Genomic DNA, 4,495 nt, shown 5'->3' on the forward strand with positions numbered 1-4,495 from the left:
GACCGCCGGGGCCTTCCGCGTGGCGCGCGCCGCGCGCGGGGACCGTCAGGGCAGGGCCAGCATCCGGTCCAGGGCGGCCTTGGCCCAGTGCGTGGTCTCCGCGTCCACGGTGATCTGGTTGGGGACCTGGCCGGCGGCCAGGGACTCCAGCGCCCACACCAGGTGCGGCAGGTCGATCCGGTTCATCGTCGAGCAGTAGCAGACGGTCCGGTCCAGGAACGACACGTTCTTGTCGGGGAACATGGCCGCCAGGCGCTTGACGAGGTTCAGCTCGGTGCCGATCGCCCAGGAGGAGCCGGACGGGGCCTCGGTGAGCATCCTGATGATGTACTCCGTCGAGCCGACGTGGTCGGCCTTGACGACCACCTCGTGCCGGCACTCGGGGTGGACCAGCACGTTGACGCCGGGGACGCGCTCGCGGACGTCGTCCACGCTCTCGGCGGTGAAGCGCCCGTGCACCGAGCAGTGCCCCCGCCACAGGATCATCTTGGCGTCGCGCAGCTGCTCGTCGGTCAGGCCGCCGTTCGGCCGGTGCGGGTTGTAGACGACGCAGTCGTCGAGGGACAGGCCCATCTCCAGCACCGCGGTGTTGCGGCCCAGGTGCTGGTCGGGGAGGAAGAGCACCTTCTCGCCGCGGGAGAACGCCCACTCCAGGGCCCGGCGCGCGTTGGAGGAGGTGCACACGGCGCCGCCGTTGCGCCCGCAGAACGCCTTGATGTCCGCGCTGGAGTTCATGTAGGTGATCGGCACCGTGACGTCGGCGATCCCGGCGTCCGCGAGCGCGTCCCAGCACTCCTCGACCTGGTCGAAGGTGGCCATGTCGGCCATCGAGCAGCCCGCCGCCATGTCCGGCAGCACGACCTTCTGGGTGTCGGCGGTCAGGATGTCCGCCGACTCGGCCATGAAGTGCACGCCGCAGAAGACGATGTACTCGGCCTCGGGACGGGCCGCGGCCTGCTGGGCGAGCTTGAAGGAGTCGCCGGTCACGTCGGCGAACTGGATGACCTCGTCGCGCTGGTAGTGGTGGCCGAGCACGAAGACCCGGTCGCCGAGCGCCGCCTTGGCCCGCCGCGCCCGCTCCACGAGCGCCGGGTCCGAGGCCGGCGGCAGCTCGCCGGGACAGTCCACCCCCCGTTCGCTGTGCGGATCGGCCTGGCGGCCGAGGACGAAGAGCGGAAGCCCGGTCTCGGTGGTCGTCACGACCACACCCCCTTATCGTCTAACTGACGACTAATGATGACACACGGCTCCGCGGATTTATTCCGCAGGGAGGGGGACGCGGAATGCATGGCATCCCGCGGGTGTTGGTAGCGTCTGAGAAGGACGTCAGAGACAGACGGCCGCCTCGAGAGGGCGGCTGACGTAGACGCGGGAGTCACCACATGTCGGTTGAGAGCAGCGAGACCACGGCCCAGGGCCTCATCCTGAGCGACGCGGCCGCGGCCAAGGTCAAGAGCCTGCTGGAGCAGCAGGGCGAGGAGGGCCTCCAGCTGCGTGTGGCCGTGCAGCCCGGTGGCTGCTCCGGCCTGCGCTACCAGCTCTTCTTCGACGACCGTTCGATGGACGGCGACATCGTCACCGACTTCGACGGCGTCAGCGTGGTCACCGACCGGATGAGCGCGCCGTACCTCATGGGCGCCACGATCGACTTCGTGGACACGATCGAGAAGCAGGGCTTCACGATCGACAACCCGAACGCCACCGGCTCCTGCGCCTGCGGCGACTCGTTCAACTAATCGGGCACGACCCGCTCGGCTGAGCGGGCACGGACCCGGAGCATCCGGGTCACCGTCCGGGACGCCGCGCCCAGAGCGCGCGTCCCGGACGGTGAGCCGTTCCATGCCGCCCAGGCCACTCCAGGCCACTCCAGGCCCCTTCAGGCCCCTTCAGGCCTTTCATTCCCTTCCACGCCCCCGCCGCCGCGATGGCCGGAGCGCCTCGCCCTCCCCGGAGGCCTTCTCCCTGATCACGCGGGGGGCCGCGGGACGCCCGCCGGAGGGCTCCGAGTCCGCGCGGGGCGCCGGCGGTTCGCGTATCCTTGCGTGGCTCACCGCCCGAAGATGCCGACAACGAGGAGAACGACCCCGTGCGCATCGCCGTCACCGGCTCCATCGCGACCGACCACCTGATGACCTTCCCGGGCCGTTTCGGCGACCAGCTGATCGCCGACCAGCTCGACCGGGTCTCCCTGTCGTTCCTCGTGGACGACCTGCAAGTCCGCCGTGGCGGCTGCGCGGCCAACATCGCCTTCGGCATGGGCTGCCTGGGCCTGTCGCCCATCCTGGTCGGCGCGGTCGGCACGGACTTCGCCGACTACCGGTCCTGGCTGGAGCGCCACGGGGTCGACTGCGGCTCGGTGCACGTCTCGGAGACGCACCACACCGCCCGCTTCCTGTGCACCACCGACGAGGAGCACAACCAGATCGCGTCGTTCTACACCGGCGCGATGGCCGAGGCCCGGCTGATCGAGCTGCAGCCGATCGCCGACCGGGTGGACGGGCTCGACCTGGTGCTGATCAGCCCCAACGACCCCGACGCGATGCTCCGCCACACCGACGAGGCGCGCCAGCGGGGCATCCGGTTCGCGGCCGACCCCTCCCAGCAGCTGGCCCGCATGCCCGGTGAGCAGATCCGCCTGCTGATCGAGGGCGCCGCCTACCTGTTCAGCAACGACTACGAGAAGGGGCTGATCGAGCAGAAGACCGGCTGGTCCGACGAGGACATCCTCGACCGGGTCGGCGTCCGCGTCACCACGCTCGGCCCCAAGGGCGCCGTCATCGACCGCAGGGGCGAGCCGTCGCTGCACGTGTCCCCGGCGCCCGAGCTCGGCAAGGCCGACCCCACCGGCGTCGGCGACGCCTTCCGCGCGGGTTTCCTGGCCGGGGTGGCCTGGGGGCTCTCCCTGGAGCGCTGCGGGCAGATCGGCAACCTCACCGCCACCCACGTCCTGGAGCGCGTCGGCTGCCAGGAGTACGAGCTCGGCCAGAAGGTCTTCCTGGAGCGGTTCGCCGCGGCCTACGGCGCCGAGGCCGCGGCCGAGGTGGCCGCCCACGTGCGCTGCCACCACGCCTGACGGAGCCTGACGCGCCCACCGGACGCCCGCGATCCGCCGCGGGCCATCGGACGGAGCCTGACGTGCTCTCCTGCCGGCCGCGGTCCGCCGCGGCCCGCCGTACGGCCGTGCGCCGCGCCCCCGCACGGGGGCGCGGCGCACGGCCGTCTCAGGGGCGGCCCGGCTCCCATCCCGCGGCGGCCCGCCCCTGTCCCGCGGAGGCGCCCGGCCCCCGGGGAAGTGGACGCCGGAGGCTCAGCCCCTGGCGTAGACGCGGTGGACGAAGTCGGCGAGCTTGTCCTCGGGCAGGTTCCTGGCCAGGTCGGCCTCGCTGATCATGCCGGCGATCCGGCCGTTCTCGATGACCGGGAGCCGCTTGATCTGGTTGTCCTCCATCTTGGCCAGCGCCTCCTCGACGCTGGCGTCGGCCGAGATCCAGACCAGGCCGGTGGCGAGGTCTCCCGCGGTGGTCCGCGACGGGTCCCTGCCCTCGGCGATGCACTTCACGACGATGTCGCGGTCGGTGATGATGCCCTTGAGCCGGTCGTCGCTGCCGCAGATGGGCAGGGCCCCGACGTCCATCTCCTTCATCATCTGCGCGGCCCGGTCGAGTGTCTCCTCCGCCTGGATGCACTGGCAGCCGGAGTTCATCAGGTCCTTGGCGGTGTTCCCGCTCATGACGTCTCCCCCCGAAACGTTGAGGTCGCGTTCCAGGGGAGGCGTACCCATTCCAGGGCGAATCAGTAATTGCGCCGCACGTGGATGGCCCAGCCCCCCTGGGGGAGCTCGTAGCTGCCCACGTGGTGGTGCGACTTCAGCCGGCACCAGGCGGGCACGTCGGTGAAGGCCGCCGGGTCGTCGGCCAGCACGGCGACGACCCCGTTCAGCGGCACGTGGTTGATCTGCTCGGCGAGCATGATGATCGGGATAGGGCACTTCTTGCCCAGGGCGTCGACGGTCAGCGCCGGCTGCTGGACGGCCCCCTCCGCTGCTGGTCTCGGCGTCGTCACTCTCTCACTCCCCGAATCACTCCCCGAATCGTGCTCATGACCTGACTCCCGCCTCCTCGCGGATCCTGCGCACGGCCTCCGGCAGCAGGGCGAGGAACCGGTCGACGTCCGCGGCGGACGCGCCCCGGGGCAGCGACACCCGGACGTTCCCATGGGTGAGCACGCCCATCGCCTCCAGGACGTGCGATGGACGAAGCGTACTCGCCGTGCAGGAGCTTCCGGAGGATACGGCGAATCCCGCCCGGTCCAGCTCGGTCAGCAGCGCCTCGCCCTCCACGTAGAGGCAGGAGAAGGTGACGATGTGCGGCGCCCGCGCCACGGGGTCGCCGATGACCTCGACGTCGGGGACGAGCCGGGGCACCTCGGCCCTGATCCGGTCGACCAGGGCCGCCAGCCGGGCCCCCTCCTGCTCCGCCTCGGCGGCCGCGGCCCG

6 protein-coding genes are annotated in these 4,495 nt (G+C 71.3%); 2 read left to right on the forward strand and 4 right to left on the reverse strand.

All coding sequences use genetic code 11. The features are described 5' to 3' along the window. Positions 1-45: 45 nt before the first annotated feature. Positions 46-1,200 (reverse strand): quinolinate synthase NadA, encoded by a 1,155-nt coding sequence (gene nadA / locus ACFOWE_RS15660; RefSeq protein ID WP_377288290.1) that lies wholly within the window; start codon positions 1,198-1,200, stop codon positions 46-48. 182 nt (positions 1,201-1,382) lie between these two features. Here nadA and erpA point away from each other — a divergent pair, with 182 nt between their 5' ends. Beyond that, on the forward strand, positions 1,383-1,736 hold the full coding sequence (erpA, locus tag ACFOWE_RS15665; RefSeq protein ID WP_377288292.1) for an iron-sulfur cluster insertion protein ErpA: 354 nt from the start codon (positions 1,383-1,385) through the stop codon (positions 1,734-1,736). Between the two features lie 350 nt (positions 1,737-2,086). After that, the gene (locus ACFOWE_RS15670; RefSeq protein ID WP_377288294.1) at positions 2,087-3,073 is read left to right on the forward strand and encodes a carbohydrate kinase family protein; all 987 of its coding nucleotides are present in this window, start codon (positions 2,087-2,089) and stop codon (positions 3,071-3,073) included. A gap of 234 nt (positions 3,074-3,307) precedes the next feature. Here the strand turns inward: ACFOWE_RS15670 and ACFOWE_RS15675 are convergent, their stop codons facing one another. The 3 genes from ACFOWE_RS15675 to ACFOWE_RS15685 form a co-directional block, all read right to left on the reverse strand. Then, on the reverse strand, positions 3,308-3,730 hold the full coding sequence (locus ACFOWE_RS15675) for a CBS domain-containing protein (RefSeq protein ID WP_377288296.1): 423 nt from the start codon (positions 3,728-3,730) through the stop codon (positions 3,308-3,310). Between the two features lie 62 nt (positions 3,731-3,792). Further along, positions 3,793-4,062 carry a sulfurtransferase TusA family protein gene (locus ACFOWE_RS15680; protein WP_377288298.1) on the reverse strand — a complete coding sequence of 90 codons (270 nt, stop codon included), beginning with the start codon at positions 4,060-4,062 and terminating at the stop codon, positions 3,793-3,795. A gap of 34 nt (positions 4,063-4,096) precedes the next feature. Continuing rightward, positions 4,097-4,495, reverse strand: a 399-nt coding sequence (locus ACFOWE_RS15685) for an aminotransferase class V-fold PLP-dependent enzyme (RefSeq protein ID WP_377288300.1), incomplete at its 5' end; no start/stop codon positions are given.

This window comes from Planomonospora corallina (assembly GCF_042650625.1).
Classification (GTDB): Bacteria; Actinomycetota; Actinomycetes; order Streptosporangiales; family Streptosporangiaceae; genus Planomonospora_B; species Planomonospora_B corallina.